The sequence below is a fragment of the Aquitalea sp. LB_tupeE genome, assembly GCF_013391415.1.
Taxonomy (GTDB): Bacteria; Pseudomonadota; Gammaproteobacteria; order Burkholderiales; family Chromobacteriaceae; genus Aquitalea.
This window is the reverse complement of sequence record NZ_JACAXB010000010.1, coordinates 127,019-143,776: the sequence shown is the minus strand read 5'-3', so window position 1 is coordinate 143,776 and position 16,758 is coordinate 127,019. Positions and strand designations below refer to the sequence as shown.

At 59.2% G+C, this 16,758-nt stretch carries 18 protein-coding genes and 1 tRNA gene; 10 read left to right on the top strand and 9 right to left on the bottom strand.

The window, feature by feature from the left end:
* The first annotated feature begins 51 nt into the window (after nt 1-51).
* From HWX34_RS03880 to HWX34_RS03850, 7 genes are all read left to right on the top strand, one after another.
* Nucleotides 52-369 carry a hypothetical protein gene (locus HWX34_RS03880; protein WP_178971074.1) on the top strand — a complete coding sequence of 106 codons (318 nt, stop codon included), beginning with the start codon at nt 52-54 and terminating at the stop codon, nt 367-369.
* A 67-nt stretch (nt 370-436) separates the two neighbouring features.
* Nucleotides 437-1,846: a threonine synthase gene (gene thrC / locus HWX34_RS03875; protein ID WP_178971073.1), complete on the top strand. Its 1,410-nt coding sequence runs from the start codon at nt 437-439 to the stop codon at nt 1,844-1,846.
* Between the two features lie 172 nt (nt 1,847-2,018).
* On the top strand, nt 2,019-2,693 hold the full coding sequence (flgA, locus tag HWX34_RS03870) for a flagellar basal body P-ring formation chaperone FlgA (protein WP_255496561.1): 675 nt from the start codon (nt 2,019-2,021) through the stop codon (nt 2,691-2,693).
* Between the two features lie 70 nt (nt 2,694-2,763).
* Nucleotides 2,764-3,063: a flagellar biosynthesis anti-sigma factor FlgM gene (gene flgM / locus HWX34_RS03865; protein WP_178971072.1), complete on the top strand. Its 300-nt coding sequence runs from the start codon at nt 2,764-2,766 to the stop codon at nt 3,061-3,063.
* A gap of 24 nt (nt 3,064-3,087) precedes the next feature.
* On the top strand, nt 3,088-3,552 hold the full coding sequence (locus HWX34_RS03860; RefSeq protein ID WP_178971071.1) for a flagella synthesis protein FlgN: 465 nt from the start codon (nt 3,088-3,090) through the stop codon (nt 3,550-3,552).
* 98 nt (nt 3,553-3,650) lie between these two features.
* Entirely contained in the window at nt 3,651-4,571 is a 921-nt protein-coding gene (locus HWX34_RS03855; RefSeq protein ID WP_045845491.1) for a CobD/CbiB family protein, read from the top strand.
* 121 nt (nt 4,572-4,692) lie between these two features.
* Nucleotides 4,693-6,105, top strand: a complete 1,413-nt coding sequence (locus tag HWX34_RS03850) for a DEAD/DEAH box helicase (RefSeq protein ID WP_178971070.1) — start codon at nt 4,693-4,695, stop codon at nt 6,103-6,105.
* A gap of 120 nt (nt 6,106-6,225) precedes the next feature.
* Here the strand turns inward: HWX34_RS03850 and HWX34_RS03845 are convergent, their stop codons facing one another.
* The 4 genes from HWX34_RS03845 to HWX34_RS03830 all read right to left on the bottom strand — a co-directional run bounded on the left by HWX34_RS03845 (nt 6,226) and on the right by HWX34_RS03830 (nt 9,410).
* The gene (locus tag HWX34_RS03845) at nt 6,226-6,792 is read right to left on the bottom strand and encodes an LUD domain-containing protein (protein WP_178971069.1); all 567 of its coding nucleotides are present in this window, start codon (nt 6,790-6,792) and stop codon (nt 6,226-6,228) included.
* Nucleotides 6,789-8,189 (bottom strand): lactate utilization protein B, encoded by a 1,401-nt coding sequence (locus HWX34_RS03840; RefSeq protein WP_178971068.1) that lies wholly within the window; start codon nt 8,187-8,189, stop codon nt 6,789-6,791. The genes HWX34_RS03845 and HWX34_RS03840 overlap by 4 nt, the downstream gene beginning before the upstream one ends.
* Complete coding sequence (locus HWX34_RS03835) at nt 8,186-8,941, bottom strand: (Fe-S)-binding protein (protein WP_178971067.1); 756 nt, start codon at nt 8,939-8,941, stop codon at nt 8,186-8,188. The genes HWX34_RS03840 and HWX34_RS03835 overlap by 4 nt, the downstream gene beginning before the upstream one ends.
* Before the next feature lie 106 nt (nt 8,942-9,047).
* Nucleotides 9,048-9,410, bottom strand: coding sequence for a methyl-accepting chemotaxis protein (locus HWX34_RS03830; RefSeq protein ID WP_370459664.1), 363 nt, complete (start codon nt 9,408-9,410; stop codon nt 9,048-9,050).
* 562 nt (nt 9,411-9,972) lie between these two features.
* On the opposite strand from HWX34_RS03830, the gene HWX34_RS03825 reads away from it, so the two are divergent.
* A complete protein-coding gene (locus HWX34_RS03825; protein WP_178971066.1) occupies nt 9,973-10,341 on the top strand; it encodes a hypothetical protein in 369 nt (122 codons plus the stop codon).
* Nucleotides 10,342-10,537: 196 nt separating this feature from the next.
* On the opposite strand, the gene HWX34_RS03820 is transcribed toward HWX34_RS03825, so the two are convergent.
* From HWX34_RS03820 to HWX34_RS03810, 3 genes are all read right to left on the bottom strand, one after another.
* Nucleotides 10,538-10,632: transfer RNA gene (locus HWX34_RS03820), tRNA-Sec, on the bottom strand.
* A gap of 22 nt (nt 10,633-10,654) precedes the next feature.
* A complete protein-coding gene (gene selB / locus HWX34_RS03815; RefSeq protein WP_178971065.1) occupies nt 10,655-12,568 on the bottom strand; it encodes a selenocysteine-specific translation elongation factor in 1,914 nt (637 codons plus the stop codon).
* Nucleotides 12,565-13,503 (bottom strand): cation diffusion facilitator family transporter, encoded by a 939-nt coding sequence (locus HWX34_RS03810; RefSeq protein ID WP_178971064.1) that lies wholly within the window; start codon nt 13,501-13,503, stop codon nt 12,565-12,567. Before HWX34_RS03810 ends, selB begins: the two co-directional genes overlap by 4 nt.
* Before the next feature lie 174 nt (nt 13,504-13,677).
* Here HWX34_RS03810 and HWX34_RS03805 point away from each other — a divergent pair, with 174 nt between their 5' ends.
* Nucleotides 13,678-14,016, top strand: a complete 339-nt coding sequence (locus tag HWX34_RS03805; RefSeq protein WP_178971063.1) for a GlpM family protein — start codon at nt 13,678-13,680, stop codon at nt 14,014-14,016.
* Here the strand turns inward: HWX34_RS03805 and selA are convergent.
* Both selA and HWX34_RS03795 read right to left on the bottom strand, forming a co-directional pair.
* Nucleotides 14,013-15,431, bottom strand: a complete 1,419-nt coding sequence (gene selA / locus HWX34_RS03800; RefSeq protein WP_178971062.1) for an L-seryl-tRNA(Sec) selenium transferase — start codon at nt 15,429-15,431, stop codon at nt 14,013-14,015. The genes HWX34_RS03805 and selA overlap by 4 nt on opposite strands.
* A 9-nt stretch (nt 15,432-15,440) precedes the next feature.
* Nucleotides 15,441-15,668, bottom strand: coding sequence for a hypothetical protein (locus HWX34_RS03795; protein WP_178971061.1), 228 nt, complete (start codon nt 15,666-15,668; stop codon nt 15,441-15,443).
* 97 nt (nt 15,669-15,765) lie between these two features.
* Here HWX34_RS03795 and HWX34_RS03790 point away from each other — a divergent pair, with 97 nt between their 5' ends.
* Complete coding sequence (locus tag HWX34_RS03790) at nt 15,766-16,758, top strand: serine/threonine protein kinase (protein ID WP_178971060.1); 993 nt, start codon at nt 15,766-15,768, stop codon at nt 16,756-16,758.

Genomic DNA, 16,758 nt, shown 5'->3' with positions numbered 1-16,758 from the left:
GTGGTGACAGGATGGCTGCAAATGGCAAGGTACTGGATGAATGGAGTGGGCATGGCTTGTGCATTGACTGCATCGGCCCTGCACGCAACACCACTGACACCGGGTCAGCATAATCTGCTGCAGGGTTTCCTGATGCGCAGCTGTATCAAGCGCACACCGGCATCGGATGGTGCCAGTGAGCGTTCGGATACCCAGATCCAGAAATATTGCCAGTGTGCAAGCGAGCATCTGGCCAATACCTTCAGCTCGGAAGAAGTCATGGGCGTGCTGACCGGGCAAATCCGCAAGGACGACCCACGCGGCAAAAAACGCCTGGCCGAAGCCTCTGCTGCTTGCAGTCATCATCTGGAGGCCAGCGCCGCCGATTGATGTATTTCAGTCCGCGGCCATCCTTCTTGCATCGTCTTCTGCATTCGTACAGGTTGAATCACATCACATGAAGTACATCAGCACACGTGGCGGCATGCAGCCGCAAAGTTTCAGCGACATCCTGCTCATGGGCCTGGCCCCCGATGGCGGCTTGGCGCTGCCGGAAAGCTATCCGCAAATCAGCCGCAGCCAGCTGGATGCCTGGCGCGGCCTGTCCTATGCCGAACTGGCGTTTGAAATCATCCGCCTGTTCGCCACCGATATTCCCGAGGCCGACCTCAAGGACATCGTCAGCCGCACTTACACCGCAGCGGTGTTTGGCAGCGAGGCTATCACCCCGGTCAAGCGCCTGTCCGATGGCCTGGTGATTCTGGAACTGTCCAATGGCCCGACGCTGGCCTTCAAGGACATGGCCATGCAGTTGCTGGGTAATCTGTTCGAATACGTGCTGGGCAAAAAAGGTCAGTCGCTCAACATCCTCGGTGCCACTTCTGGCGACACCGGCAGTGCCGCTGAATATGCCATGCGTGGCAAGCAGGGCATCAGCGTGTTCATGCTCAGCCCGGATGGCCTGATGAGCCCCTTCCAGCGTGCACAAATGTTCAGCCTGCAAGATGCCAACATCCACAACATCGCCATCAAGGGCATGTTCGACGACTGTCAGGACATCGTGAAAGCCGTGCAGAACGACCACGCTTTCAAGGCCAAGTACCAGATCGGTACCGTCAACTCCATCAACTGGGCCCGCGTGGTGGCGCAGGTGGTGTATTACTTCAAGGGTTACTTCAACGCCACCAGCAGCAACGACGAACAAGTCAGCTTCTGCGTGCCGTCGGGTAACTTCGGTAATGTCTGCGCCGGTCATATCGCCCGCCAGATGGGCTTGCCGGTGCAGCGCCTGATCGTTGCCACCAATGAAAACGACGTGCTGGACGAGTTCTTCCGCACCGGTGCTTACCGTCCGCGCGGCACGGCCAATACCTATGTCACCTCCAGTCCATCCATGGACATCTCCAAGGCGTCCAACTTCGAGCGCTTCGTGTTCGATCTGGTAGGCCGTGATGGTGCTGCCGTGAAGGCATTGTGGGCGGATGTGGACGCCGGCAAGGGGTTTGATCTGTCGGCCAAGCTGGGTGAGGCCGCCGACCAGTTCGGTTTTGTTTCCGGCAAGAGCAGCCATGCCGACCGTCTGGCCACCATCCGTGCGGTGGATGCGACCGATGGCGTGGTGGTGGATACCCATACCGCCGATGGCATCAAGGTGGCGCGTGAACTGCGTCTGCCGGGCGAAACCATTGTCTGCCTGGAAACCGCGCTGCCCGCCAAGTTTGCCGACACCATCCGCGAAGCGCTGGACCGTGATCCGCCGCGCCCCGCCGGTTTTGACGGCCTGGAAGACTTGCCGCAAAAAGTGGTGGTGTTCGATGCCGATGCTGCCAAGGTCAAAGCATTTGTCGAACAGACTCTGGCGCAGTAAGTCCCAGTGTGAATGCAAAACAGGCCCCAAGGGCCTGTTTTTTTATCTGTCGGCGCAACTGTCGGCGGATTTCGCACTCAGAAGGCGGTGATTGTCAGGCCGACTAGCCTGGCAGTGACCGCATGGGCCGGTAGCGATACGCAGGCAAGATCGTAGCGGATACAATGGCAGGATGAAATTCTCCCCACTGATGTTGGCCTGGCTTTTGCCCGGCCTTGTGCAGGCTGCTGCCAGTCAGGACATGGCTGCGCTGGAAAAACTGGCAGATCGCTTCATGCAGCAGGAAATGGCCGCGCGTCAGGCCAGCTACAAGCTGGGCAAATTGGACCGGCGGCTGGTACTGCCTGCCTGCCCGGCCCCACGGGTGGACTGGTCCAATGCAGCACAGACTACGGGCAATACGGCCCTCGTGATTGTCTGTCCGGATAGCGGGTGGAGCATACGCCTGCCAGTCAGCATCAACGAAAAACAGCTGGGTGTGGTACTGACCCGCTCGGTGAGTGCCGGTGAAGTGTTGCAGGAAGGCGATGTCAAACTGGTGGAGGTGGCCAACCCTGCCATGGCGCGCAATGTGCTGACCAGTCCGGCTCTCGCCATCGGCCAGACCATGCGTAGCGGTGCTCCTGCCGGCAGTTGGCTGCGAACCTTCATGGTGCATGCTCCTTATGCCATTCGTGCCGGTCAGCCGGTCAAGGTTGTGGCGGGTGGTGATGGCTTTACCGTGTTGTCAGAAGGCATTGCCAATAACAATGCTGCGGTTGGTGATGCCGTGTCGGTACGCTTGTCCAGCGGGCGGGTGGTGCGCGGCATGGCGCAGCCGGACGGCAGCGTCAGTCTGAATTACTGATAAATATTTCAAGAGTTTGCTTTTTCAGCCGATAATAGAGAAACCCCTAGCTAGTTTGGAAGGCCACGCCATGAAAATCGACAACTCGGGAAATGCCGTTGCTGCCTATAGCGGCCAGAGCAAGCTGGCCCGGCGCGATACCAGCGCTCCGGCTGCCGGATCAGGGTCCGCCCCGACCGATAGCGTGAGTATCAATCCATTGGCCAGCAGCATCAGCGCGTTGTCTGCCCAGGCAGATACCACGCCTGCTTTTGATGCGGCCAAGGTCGATGCCATCAAGAATGCCATCGCGGCGGGCACCTTCTCGGTGAATCCGGACAAGATTGCCGACAGCCTGATCGCCTCCACCCAAGAACTGCTGAACCAGTAAGTACGGCAGATGGGTGTGGCAGCAATGACGCAAGAACAAGGTTTTGCCCAACTGTGCCGTGCTGAAGCCGAGCAGGTGGCACGCTTGATCCACCTGCTGCAACAAGAACAGCAGGTGATGATTGCTGGTCAGGTGCATCTGCTGGAAGACCTGGCAGACAGCAAGAGCAAAGTGCTGGATGAACTGGCCATGCACTCGCAGTCCCGTGCCCGGTTGATGAAGTCGCTGGGCCTGTCCGACAGCGATACCGTGTATATCTGGTTGGCAGACAAGCCCGAAGAACGCCAAGCCTGGCTGGCGCTGGAAGATCTTATCCATCGCGCCCAGGGTATCAACCAGCTCAATGGTACTTTCATCGAGCAGCAACTGGGCCAGGTGGAAGCCTCTCTCGCTGTGCTGCGTCAAGCGGCGGCATCCACGCTCAGTTATGACCGTGGCGGACAGCAGCCGCAACCTGCCGGCGGCCGCCGTTTTCTCGGCTCTGCCTGAGCTGTCGGTACTGCTGGCCACATGCGATGTGGTGGGCGTACCTGTCCCTTTGTGGTATCTTCGCCACTGGGCCTGAGCAAACCACCATTCAAATTCTGATGACCCTGATTTCCCTGATCATTGCGCTGGCACTTGAGCAGCTGCGCCCACTGGGCAACCGCAACCGCGTTTGGCACGTTTTCACCCGTTATGCCAACCATCTGGAACGCAATCTGAATGCCGGAGCCAACCGGCACGGTGTTTTTGCGTGGATGCTGGCCATCCTGCCTCCGGTATTGTTGAGCCTGGGGGTGTACTACGCCCTGTATGCGGCCAATCCGCTGCTGGCCATTCTGTGGAATGTGCTGGTGCTTTACCTCACCATGGGTTTCCGGCATTTCTCCAGCGCCTTTTCCGAGATTTCGCTGGCCCTGACCGAGGGGCGCGATCTGGACGCCCGCATGGCGCTGACACGCTGGACCGGGCATCCCTCAGCCGAGTTGTCTGTGGGTGAAATCTCTCGCCTGGCAATCGAGCAGGGTGTGGTGGACAGTTACCGGCATGTGTTTGGCACCATGTTCTGGTTTGTGCTGCTGCCAGGCCCGTCTGGTGCCTTGTTGTACCGTCTGTGCAGTATGCTGGGGCAGAAATGGGGTAGCCGTCAGGGTGATGAAGACCGTTTCGGGCGTTTTGCCGGTAGTGCCGCAGCCTGGCTGGACTGGTTGCCAGTGCGCCTGACCGCTGCCAGCTTTGCCGTAATGGGCGATTTTGAAGATGCAGTCTACTGTTGGCGTTCCCAGGCCAGGACCTGGGGTAACTACGCTAATGGCATTCTGCTGGCCTCCGCTGCCGGTGCGTTGGGTGTCAAGCTGGGCGATCCGCTCAGACAGGATTACACCATCAAGTTCCGGCCGGAACTGGGCCTGGGTGATGAAGCCGATCCGGGCTTTCTGAAAAGCGCAGTCGGGCTGGTCTGGCGTTCAGCCCTGCTATGGCTGTTTGTCATCCTGTTGCTCAGCGTTGCCAACCACATGGCCTGATGCCCGCCTGCCGCCGCCCCTGATGGGCGGCGTTGCCGTTTGAGCCTGGCCATGTTCATGAACAAGGAGATGCGTCGCATGCTGCGATGCCATCGCCCAACCGAATTGCAGGAGCACACACATGTTGTTTTCCGAACTCGGGCTGTCGCCCGAGATTCTTCGTGCCATTGAAGAACAGGGCTATTCCGAGCCCACACCAATCCAGGCCAAGGCCATTCCGCTGGTATTGTCCGGCCGTGATTTGCTGGCTGCCGCGCAAACCGGTACCGGCAAGACTGCTGCCTTCATGCTGCCCATCCTGGAGCGGCTGAAAAAGTTTGCCAATACCAGTGTTTCCCCGGCCATGCACCCGGTGCGTGCGCTGGTACTGTCCCCCACGCGCGAGCTGGCCGACCAGATTGGCGTAAATGTAAAAACCTATACCAAGTATCTGCCGCTGCGTGCCACCACCGTATTTGGCGGCATGAATATGGACCCGCAAACCGCCGAGCTGCGCCGTGGTGTGGAAGTGGTGATTGCCACGCCGGGCCGTCTGCTCGACCACATCCAGCAAAAAAGCATCCAGCTGAACAAAGTGGAAGTGCTGGTACTGGATGAAGCCGACCGCATGCTGGACATGGGCTTCATTCAGGATATCCGCAAGATCATGAGCATGTTGCCCAAAGAGCGGCAAACCCTGCTGTTCTCGGCCACCTTTGCGCCGGAAATCAAACGGCTGGCGGCGGACTTCATGAAAGACCCGCAAACAGTGGAAGTGGCGCGCCAGAACGCGACCAACGAGCAAGTCGAGCAACTGGTGTATTCCGTTGATGCCGGTCGCAAGCGTTATCTCTTGAGCCATCTGATCAAGCAGCGCGACATGAGCCAGGTCATCGTGTTCTGCAAAACCAAGCTCAGTGCCGACCAACTGGCGCGTGACCTCAAGCGTGATGGTCTGGTGGCCGAAGCCATTCATGGCGACAAGGCACAGGCTTCGCGACTGGAAATTCTGTCGGCCTTCAAGGAAGGCAGCCTGCGGGTACTGGTGGCCACCGATGTGGCGGCGCGTGGCCTGGATATCAGCGAGCTGCCTTTTGTGGTGAATTACGAGCTGCCCAACTCGCCGGAAGACTATGTACACCGTATTGGTCGTACCGGTCGTGCGGGTGCCAGTGGTGTGGCCATCTCGCTGATGAGCCCGGCGGAAACGCGTCAGCATGAAGCCATTGAAAAACTGACCCGTCAAACACTGACGCCGCAGACCGTGGCCGGTTTCGAGCCTGGTGCAGCCGCACCACGTGAGGAATCTGCGCCGCGCCGTGAACGCGATCGTGATGGTGGTCGTGAGCATGGCCGTTCCACCACGCGTGCGCCGCTGCGTGAAACCCAGCGCGACCCCATGTCGGTACCGGCATCCGCCCTGATGGCCGGCAAGTCCGGCGAAGGCCTTAAAACCATCAAGCCTGCCGGTAGCAGCCGCCGCAGCCGCAAGGCGCAGCGCGAAGTACCGGCCCTGCTGCTGCCGCCGCGCTACAAGGTGGAAGTCAGTCGCTGATTGCCTGACATTGACCACACGCAGAAACCGCCACTCTTCGGACTGGCGGTTTTTTCATGGCTGCGAGCCATAAAAAAAGCCCCGCAGGGCCCAAGGAAGCAAATGCTCCATACGTAGAAATCAGACAAATATCACCAGTGCCGCCATGGCACCATGGGCACCCATCACCAGGCTTTGCTCGATGTCCGCAGTGCGTGACGAGCCGGAAATGAAGGCACCAAAGCCGTGTTCGGCCAATCGGATGCGGGCATAGGCATCGCGCATGGTGTCCACCATGGCATCGCGCGGTACTACCAGCACCAGTTTCTGGGTGAGGAAGTAGATCGAGCGGAAACGGTTGTCCGGATGGCTGACCCATACCGTGGCGTTTTCCGCCACGGCCAGCTGGCCGGGGACGATGGCCAGGTCCACATCGTGCCAGGCGTGCGGATCGTCCACCTCTTCGTGCTGCGCTACGGTCAGGTCGATGGTGCGACCGGCATCCGGCCAGCGTGCTGCCACAACGTCGCTCACGCTCTGGCCATCTTGCAACTGGACTGCATCGCCACCCAGATTGCGGATCAGCGTGGCAAATGCCTCGAACTGGTTGTCGTAACGGATGAACGGTACGGCGTGCATATCCGGTAGCGCGCTTGCTGCCGGTCGGTTCTGGCGAATGCGCGCCAGTATGTTGTCACGGGCGCTCATTGTTGGCCCTCCTTGTCCTTCTTGTTCTGGCTGCGCTGCTGGTACAGCTCCTTGAAGCTTTGTGCCGGCATCGGCGGAACATCGCGTCCCGCACGACTCCAGGCACTGTGGCGGGTAAGGCTTTCCGGAATGATGGGCACCACCTTGCGCATCACCTTGCCACCCAGGTCGAACAGCGCCGGATGCTGAGTGAGGAAGCGCATGGCCAGCAAGCCCATTTTTTTGCCGGCTGGCAGCAGGTTCTGCTCAAACGCCTTCTTGCGGTGCAGTACCAGTTGCTCGTGCAGATTGATCTTGACCGGGCAAACATTGGAGCAGGAGCCGCAAGTACTGCAGGCAAAGGCCATGCTGCCGTGCTTCTTCATGTCGCGGCTGGGGCCCAGGGTGGAGCCGATGGGGCCGGGAATGATGTAGCTGTAGCTGAAGCCGCTGCTGCGCCGGTACACCGGGCAGGTATTCATGCAGGCACCGCAGCGGATGCAGCGCAGGCTCTGGTAGAAGTCTTCATTGCCCAGGATGTCGCTGCGGCCATTATCGACGATGACAATGTGCATTTCGCCACCGGGCCGGGCCTGATGGAAGTGCGAAGTATAGGTCGTCACCGGGGAACCAATGGCCGAGCGGGCTAGCAGGCGGGTGAATACGCCCAGGTGCTCCAGCTTGGGAATGATTTTTTCCAGCCCCATGCTGGCTATGTGAATAGGCGGCAGGCTGGTGCCCAGGTCGGCATTACCCTCGTTGGTGCACACCACCACGCCACCGGTTTCGGCAATGGCAAAGTTCACCCCGGTCAGGCCGGCATCCGCGGTCAGAAAATGCTCACGCAAATTGGCTCGCGCTGCGTGGGTGAGATAGGTGGGGTCGTTATTGCCGGCCTCGGTGCCCAGCTCCTTGTGAAAGAGTTCGGAAATCTGCTCTTTTTTCAGGTGGATGGCCGGCATCACGATGTGACTGGGCGCTTCGTGGCGCAATTGCACGATGCGTTCGCCCAGGTCGGTATCCACCACCTCGATGCCGTGCTGTTCCAGATAAGGGTTCAGCCCGCACTCTTCGGTCAGCATGGACTTGGACTTGACCAGCTTCTTCACCTGTTTTGCTGCCAGAATGCCGTGCACGATGCGGTTGTGTTCGTCGGCATCGGCCGCCCAGTGCACGGTGACGCCGTTCTTTTGTGCATTGGCTTCAAACTGGGCCAGGTAGTCGTCCAGCTGCGACAGAGTATGCGCCTTGATCTCGCGTGCCAGGCGGCGCAGCTCTTCCCATTCCGGCAGTTGCTTGGCCTGGGCATCGCGTTTTTGACGCACCCACCAGATGGCGCTGTCGTGCCACTTGGCCTGGGCACGATCCTTCAGGAATTCAGCCGTGGCTTGCGGGTGTTTTACGCTATCGTCTTTCATGTCCCAGCTCCCCGGCCAGTCAGGATTTCCACAATGTGCAGCGGGCGGATGGACTTGCCCTGATGGCGGATGATGCCGCCCATGTGCATCAGGCAGGAAGGGTCGGCGCCGACAATGTATTCCGCGCCGGTGGCTTCGTGCTGGGCAATGCGGTCTTCACCCATGGCGGTGGATAGTTCGGGTTCGTCCACGCAGAAGGTCCCGCCAAAACCGCAGCATTCATCGCGGCGTTCCGGCAGCAGTACTTCCACGCCATCCACCAGCTTGAGAATCTCTTCCAGCCGCGAGTGGTAGGGCATCATCAGTTCGGACGGGCTGGCGTGATGCAGCTCGCGCAGGCCATGGCAGCTCTGGTGAATGGACACTTTGTGCGGGAAATACACCGGTTTGGGCAGTTTTTCCAGCTTCAGCACATCCTGCAGGAATTCGATGATTTCGTAGACCTTGGGCTTGAGTTGCTGATAGGCGGTATCTTCGGCGATGTACCAGTCGTAATGATGGGTGACGTGGGACACGCAGCTGCCGGAAGGGGCAACCACATAGTCGTAACGCTGGAAGACATTGGTAAAGCGGCGCGCTGCATCGCAAGCGCCTTTGCTGTCCCCATTATTGGCCAGTGGTTGGCCACAACAGGACTGTTCCATCGGAAATTCCACTTCGCAGCCCAGGCTTTCCAGCAGCTCCAGGGTTGCCATGGCGACATGGGGAAACAGTTCGTTGATGAAACAGGGAATGAACAGGCCGATTTTCATGGGGCGGGGCCTCCGACAGGCAGGAGCAGGGTTCAGCGCGCATTAGATAATGATCTCCCTGCGCCTGCCAATTCGGATTTACCCTTGTCAGCGCTGCCGAATGGCCTCAGAAGGCTGCCGATTTCATTTCGGCAAAGCGGCTGACACTGCTGACTACGCCTTTGGCTTGCTGATTGATCTGGCTGATGGTTTCCCCAACGCGCTGGGACAGGCCGACATTGCCATTGGCCTGTTGCAGCAGCTGCTCCATGCTGGCGACGGCCTGCCCGGTATGGCTCTGGATATCCTGCACCATGCGATTGATTTCCACGGTGGAAACGGTGGAACTGGCTGTGCGTTCCGCCATTTTGCGCACCTCATCCGCCACCACGGCAAAACCGCGGCCCATTTCTCCGGCGCGGGCGGCTTCAATGGCGGCATTCAGCGCCAGCAGATTGGTCTGATCGGCAATGTCCTTGATAGTTTGCACGATGGAACCGATTTGCCTCGACGTTTCACCCAGCTGCAATACGTTGCTTGAATTGCGGATTAAACATGATTCTTATCCCCGGGCTGACGCTTTTTTGTACGTTTTGTTATAGAAGCTGGCCAGGTGGAGAGAAAGCAGGATCTTGTTCTTGTTGGCGCGCGGCTAAGGACATCCTGTCAAAAGATTTGTCGAAACGGGTGACTTTTGCCATGCACAGGCAGGATGCCGAAAACAGGTAATTGACGGCGAATAATTTAAATGATTTGCTTTAATTATGCTGATATGACTTATAACTATAAAATGCAGGGCAAAGCGGAAAACCGGCTGCCGCACACACTTGGCAAGCGGCACCGGAGTGATATGCTTGGCAGAACCTGTATGACAGCGAGCAATCAGACCTTCCGTCTGTTGCCTTGTCCGGCCCCATGCAGCGCCCCCACCGCCTGCTACCCGTGCATGGTTGTCATGCAGGAAATCCATGCCCTTCATTGCACGCAAGCTTTTTGCCTGCAAGGGGCATGCGGTGTTACAGGCAATAGTCAGCGAAAGTCAGTGTGGCATCATGATCAATATCAAACAAAATATGACGATTTGCTGTGCAGCGCTGTGTTCCGGAAAAGCAGACGAAGAAAAAATCATCCAGACCATTGCCCTGTTCAAGGCCTTTCATGTCTTGTATGTGAATGTACATTCGCCAGAGGCAAAACTGATTCAACATGTGATTGATAACCTGAAGTCGGTGTTTTCGGTCTATCAGTCCCGTGATGAAATCGTGTTGATGCCCTATGAGGTCCGTGAGCTGAATGCTGCACGCCAAGCCTGCATGGCAAAGTCGGGTCGTCGCAGTGTCAGCGTGCTCCATCATCTGTACACAGCTTATCTGGACTACTACCGTCATCGCCTGATGGGGGAGGCCAGTCAGCCGGATTGACCGGTTGTTTGACCTTGGTCAGTCCGCTTTACCCTGCCGAACCCGCTGCTGCGGGTTTTTTCATTGTGGGGACTGTTACTGCTTCGTGTATGGGAGGGGACTGATTTCGCCAGCCGCTCTCCCGGTGTAAGGACGATGGTTTTATCTAGCAGAAAGAGGGCAGCAGCATGCGGAGCAATGCTTGTGGCTGCGTTGATGGCGGAAGAGAATGGGAGTCGAACCCACCTAGGACCGCTGGCGGCCCTCTCTGGTTTTGAAGACCAGCCACCCCACCGGGAGTGCCTCTCTTCCGTGACGGCTGATTATAGCGGTTTCACTGATGGCCTGCAGCGGGGGCTTCTGCCTGCAGGCTGGCACTGCCAAACAGCATGCTTTCCCGTAACAGGTGGCGGTCTGCCAGGCGGCGGGTAAAGCCGCTGCGGTCATAAAATTCCAGAATCTGGATGGCCAGCTTGCGGCCACAGCCCAACTGGTCGCGGAAGCTGGCGGCATCGGCATGGCCGTGCTGCTCACAGAGTGCGCGGATGATGTCGGCCATCTGGTGTACGTGCTGTGTGGCGAAATAGCGGTCTTGCACCACGGCGACCACGTGTCCCAGCCGGGCAGCCTTGTGCAGCAGGCGACGCATGTCTGTTTCTTCCATGGCGTGCTGGTGGGCCAGGTCGCGCACCCATTGCGGTTCCTTGCTGGTAAAGCAGGGGGCCAGGCGCTGCCATTGTTCTTGTTCTTGTGCGCTGAAACTGAGCACATGTCCCGGCAGGTGCAGCCAGCCACGTGTCTGACATAGCTGGCCTTGTTGCAGTAGTTGGCTCAGTAGCCGTTGGACAGCGGCTTCTGGCTGTTTGGGCAGGGCCAGTCGGCGCAGCCGTCCCCGGCTGGCACCCAGTTGATCCGGTTGTTGCTGATGCAACATGGCCAGCCGCTCCAGCACGCTGTTTTGCAGCGACTGCCAATGTGTCGGGTGATAGAGCCAGCCTTCTACCTGTTGGCCCGGGCTGGTTTGCAACAGGGACTGCATGGCTTGGGTGTCCAGCTGCTTGGCCCAGGCGAAAGCATCCAGTGCCACGGCCTGTTGTTCGCTTTGCCTTTGCAGCTGCGCTGCCAGTGTCTGTGTCGGGTCAAGCAATTGCCGCAGATAGTCCAGTCGTGTTGCCTGGCGCTTCCCCCGCTCAGGTACTTGCAGTTCCAGCACCTGGGCCCCGGCGATGGTGTGGCGAGCACTGGCATCACGCAGGATCAGCCGGTCGCCATCGGCCAGCCACAAGGGCTGATCCAGTACCAGTTCGGCCAAACCGTTGTCCGTGGCGGCTAACTGGCTGTGATCAAGCAGGCAAACACGGCCGGTGATGTGGCGTGCCGCGTGGTGGATATGTACAGCTTGCCAGTGCTTGATGGCATCAATGGCATGTAGCTGAACGGTGATGCGCTGGCTGGGCGCGGGGGGGCGAGTGTCAAACAGCCAGTCTCCGCGCTGGATGTCCTGCTTTTGTACGTCTCCGGCCAGGTTCAGTGCAATGCGTTGTCCTGCCTGGCCAGATTGCGCGGTGGCATTCTGTACATGCAGGCTACGTACGCGTACCTGGGTATCAAGTCCGCTCAGCCATAGTCTGTCACCCACGGACACCTGGCCGTTCAGTGCGGTGCCTGTGACCACCAGCCCGGCACCGCTCAGGGTGAAGGCGCGGTCGATGGCCAGGCGGAAGCGTTGCCCCTGCGGTGGGCGGGGCGGCTGCAGGCTGTCCAGCAGATACTGGCGCAATTGTGCAATGCCCAGGCCTTGTTGGCTGGAGACATGAAACAGCGGCGCATACGGCCAGGGACTGTCCTGCAGCCAGTGGCGCACTGCACGGCCTTGCGCCTGCAGGCTGGCTTCATCTACCAGGTCACATTTGCTGATGACCACGGTGAGCCGGGGAATGCCACTGAGTTGCAGAATCGCCAGATGTTCGCGCGTTTGCGGCATGATGCCGTCGTCGGCTGCAATCACCAGCAGGGCATGCGGAATACCGGATAGTCCGCACAGCATGTTGCCCAGAAATTTTTCATGACCGGGAACGTCAATGAAACCGGCAATGCGACCATCGTCCAGCGGCAGGTAGACATAGCCCAGGTCTATGGTCATGCCGCGTTTTTTCTCTTCCGGCAGCCGGTCGGCATCGTGGCCGGTCAGCGCGGTCAGCAGGGATGTCTTGCCATGGTCGACATGGCCGGCTGTGGCAAAAATCATGCGACTGAGCGGTCTGCCGGATGTTCCAGACCAACCGGGTCGATATGGGTCATCACATTGAGTACCGGATGCGCACGCATGACCTCATCGCGTGCCCGCTCGGCAATATCGTGTGCTTCAAACACATTCATGTTGCCATCCACTTCCAGGTGCACATCCACCAGAATCAGGTCACCCATTTTGCGGGTGCGCAAATCATGCAGGGCCAGCACCCCCTTGGTGGCCAGCAGGGTTTGGCGGATGGCTGCGCTTTCTTCCGCATCGGCCGCGCGGTCCATCAGGTCGTGCAGCGAGCTCCAGGCGAAACTCCAGCCCATTTTGCCCACGATGAAACCGACAATCAGGGCGGCGACCGGGTCCAGTATCGGGTAGCCCATCAGGTTACCGATGATGCCAATGGCCACCACCAGCGAGGAGGCTGCATCGGAGCGTGCATGCCAGGCATTGGCCACCAGCATGCTGGAGCGGACGCGTTGTGCCACCGCCAGCATGAAGCGGAACAATAGCTCTTTACTGACCAGCGCTACGATGGCCACCCACAGGGCAACGCTGTGCACGGTGGGGATGGAGGACGGGTCATGAAACTTCACGGCAGCGGACCACAACATGCCGATGCCGACGGCCAGCAGCAATACGCCCAGTACCAGCGAGGCAGCGTTTTCATAACGCTGGTGGCCATACTGGTGATCGGCATCCGGTGCCTTGCGGCTGTGATGGCCGGCCAAGAGGACAACAAAATCTGACAGCAGGTCGGACAAGGAGTGCACACCATCTGCCACCAGCGCCTGTGATTTGGCGAACACGCCAATCAATACCTGGGCAGTGGCCAGCACGATATTGACCCATACGCTGACCATGGTGCTGCGATGCGCAGCCTTGTTGCGGGTGGCTTCGTCCGTGGTTTCCTGAGGAGAATGACTGGTGTGCAAGGTCATGGCTGTCTGTTTCAAAGCGGGTGGGATGTGCAGTATGCCATAGCTGTCTTAAGTTTTTCTTAATTGGATGTTGTTGTTTGGTAAATAAAAACAATAATAAGAATAATGTGCATTCAGCAGTTGTGCTGGTTCATGTCAGAATAGCCGCCGTCCGCATTTATTTCAGGAATGATCTTGGCACTGTTGCTCAAGTCTTTGCTGGGTGCACTGGCTGTGGTGTTGATCAGCCTGTTGTCCCGCTCGCGCAATTACTATATTGCTGGCCTGGTGCCGCTGTTCCCCACCTTTGCCCTGATCGCCCACTATATTGTCGGCAGCGAACGTGGCGCACTGGCCCTCAAGACCACGGTACTGTTTGGCATGTGGTCCTTGCTGCCGTATTTCGTCTACCTGTTCAGCCTGTATTGTCTGCTGGACCGTTTGCGCCTGCCGTGGGCACTGGCAGCGGCTACCTGTAGCTGGGGTGTGGCCGCTCTGGTGCTGATTGTCGGCTGGAGCCGCTGGCACGGTTAAGGGGACTGACTGGCACCGTCTGCTGGCTGCAGGTTGGCAAGAAAAGCGCTTTCATCTTCCAGACAGCGCAGGTCCAGCCACAGCTTGCCATCGTACAGGCGGCCAATGACCGGAGAGGGCAGGCTGCGCAATTGCTGGGCCAGCGCTTCCAGTGTGCTCCCGCGTCCGTCACATGGGCTGAAGGTGATGGCCCAGCTGGGAAGACGGTCTACCGGCAGCGAGCCGCTGCCGATTTGCGACAGGCAGGCGCTGCTGCCAAGGTCAAAACCGCTGCCGGCGTAGCTACTCAGTGTGGGTAACAGACGCTCCGCAAGTTGACGGATTTCAGCTTGTGGCCGGGTGAGGCGGCGCAGGGTGGGCAGCTGCTGTACCAGCTTGTCCGGCTGCAGGTAGAGGCGCAAGGTGGCCTCCAGCGCCGCCAGTGTCATTTTGTCGCAACGCAGGGCGCGTTTGAGCGGATGCTTCTGGATTTTGTCTATCCAGCTTTGTTTGCCGATGATCAGCCCGGCTTGCGGCCCCCCCAGCAGTTTGTCGCCGGAGAAACTAACCAGGTCGACACCCTGGGCAATCATTTGCTGTGGCATGGGCTCGGCTGGCAAGCCATAGGCGGAAAGGTCAATCAGAGCACCAGAGCCCAGATCGGTCGCCACCGGCAAGCCATGTTGGTGCGCCAATGTGACCAGTTCGGCTTCGTTCACGCTTTGGGTGAAGCCCTCGATATGGTAATTGCTGGTGTGCACCTTCATCAGCAGGCCGGTGTCCGGGGTGATGGCCTGGCTGTAGTCGCGCAGATGAGTGCGGTTGGTGGCACCCACTTCCACCAGGCGGCAGCCTGCCTGGCGCATCACGTCCGGCATGCGGAAGGCCCCGCCGATTTCCACCAGTTCGCCGCGTGACACAATCACTTCGCGCCCGGCTGCCACCGTGGACAGCATGATCAGCACGGCGGCGGCATTGTTGTTGACGACACAAGCCGCTTCGGCACCGGTCAGCTCTTGCAGCAGCGCGCTGATGGTGCTGTCGCGGTGGCCTCGGCCTGCACCGTCCAGATCGTATTCCAGGGTTACCGCTTCGCGCATGGCTCGGCTGACGGCAGCCACCGCTTCTTCAGCCATCGGTGCGCGTCCCAGGTTGGTATGCAGCACCGTGCCGCTGAGGTTGAACACCGGCCGCATCTGTACTTGCTGGCGTGCAGAAACCCGCTGACTGGCAGCGTGAACCAGCAGTCCTTCATCCTCAGCCCATTGCGGCAGGCTGTGATTATTGCGGATATGCTGGCGGGCTTCGTCCAGCGTCTGGCGCACGGCGGCGGCCAGCGCGGCATTGCCATGGCGGTCAATCAGTTTTTCCAGCAGCGGGTGGTTGAGCAGCCGGTCTACCGATGGCAGGCGCGAATACAGGGTTTTCAGCGACATGATGGCGATTCAGAAACGGGAAAATCGATAGAGCAGATAGAGCAGCCCCACCAGAACAAGATTACCGGCCAGCCATCCGAGCATGTGGCGCAAGCCGGCGGGGCGATCATCCGCGCTTTCGCAACGTTGCCGATGCAGGGTGTTGGCAATGCATTGCCAGCCGCTCCAGGTGGATTCGGCGATAACTGCAGGCAGTGACAACAGGTTTTTATCGTGACGCGGGTTGTTGGTGTGCATGGCAGTCTCCTGCGATTGGGTGGTCTTGCATTCTGGATACTAGCCGACTCCGAGCAGAGATGGATAGCGATGACTGAACTGCACGTATAATGCGCCCATGACACAAGAAACCACGCCCCCGTTTGCCGGCCTGACGCCGGATGTGCTGCTGGACGCGGTAGAAAGCCTGGGCCTGCGTGCTTCTGGCAGCCTGCTGGCACTCAATAGCTATGAAAACCGTGTGTACCAGCTGGGCATGGAAGACGGCCCGCCGCTGGTGGCCAAGTTTTATCGACCGGCACGCTGGAGCAATGCGCAGATTCTGGAAGAACATGCTTTCAGTCTGGCGCTGGCCGAGCGGGAAATCCCCGTGGTCCCACCCCTGCTGTTTGACGGAGCCAGCCTGCATGATTTCCAGGGCATCCGCTTTGCCCTGTTTGCCCGTCGCGGCGGACGTGTGCCAGAGCTGAGCGACAGCAATACGCTGGAATGGATAGGCCGCTTTCTGGGGCGCATCCATGCGCTGGGGCAGGTAGAGGCTTACCAAGAGCGCCCTGTACTGGACATCTTCAGCTTTGGCGAGGAGCCGGTGCAATATCTGCTGGATGCCGCTGTGGTGCCTGCGGATTTGCGCGAGGTCTATCGCGGCGTGGCATCGCAGGTGCTGGATGGTGTGCGTCGCTGTTTTGACCGGGCAGGAGGAGTGCGCCAGTTACGCCTGCATGGCGATTGTCATCCGGGCAATATGCTGTGGACGGACGACGGCCCGCACTTTGTCGATTTTGACGATAGCCGCATGGGCCCTGCGGTGCAGGATATCTGGATGCTGCTGTCCGGTTCGCGTGAAGAGCAATCAGGCCAGTTAGCCGACGTGCTGGCTGGCTACGAGGATTTCTGCGACTTCGATTTGCGTGAGCTGTATCTGGTAGAAGCCCTGCGCACGCTGCGTTTGCTGCATTATGCCGCCTGGCTGGCGCGGCGCTGGCATGACCCGGCTTTCCCGCAGGCTTTCCCCTGGTTCGCTGCGCCCCGTTTCTGGGAGGAGCAAATCCTGTCCCTGCGCGAACAGATTGCGCTGATGGATGAGCCGCCGTTGTGGACGCTGCCCTAG